This window comes from Streptomyces sp. SM1, assembly GCF_002910825.1.
In the GTDB taxonomy this organism is placed as follows: Bacteria; Actinomycetota; Actinomycetes; order Streptomycetales; family Streptomycetaceae; genus Streptomyces; species Streptomyces okerensis.
The window spans coordinates 1-394 of the sequence record NZ_NEUB01000204.1; the positions used below are offsets into that span (position 1 = coordinate 1).

The 394-nt window shown below is 79.4% G+C and carries 1 pseudogene; it reads right to left on the reverse strand.

Annotated features, from left to right (window positions below):
* Positions 1 to 121: 121 nt before the first annotated feature.
* A pseudogene (locus B9S61_RS41490) lies at positions 122 to 394 on the reverse strand (serine/threonine protein kinase); the annotation flags it as partial.

Consider the following 394-nt stretch of genomic DNA (forward strand, 5'->3'; position numbering starts at 1 on the left):
GTGCGGCGCCTCGGACGAAGGCCGCGGGCCGGGCCCGGTCGGACCGGGCCCGGCATCGGGCGTGGCCGGGGTGGTGTGCCTGCCCCGAGCGGGGGACGTGGTCGGTTCAAGGGCCATGCCCTCACCCGGTGCGGCGGACTCCGCCGTCTCCCTCCCGTCCGGGACCGGCAGTACGGCCGACGCGCCCGGAGCCGGGGTCGGGCCCGGAGCCGTCGCTGAAGCGGGAGCCAGAGCTGTGGCCGGGGCACGAGCCGGGACCGGGACCGAGGCGGGAGCCGGAGCCGGGCCCGGGGACGGAGTGCGGGACGAAGCCGGGGTCGTCGGGCTCGAAGGCTGGGGCGGGGGCGGGACGGCCGGCGGGTGGGCTGTGGTGCGGAGTGAGGGCTTCAGGGGT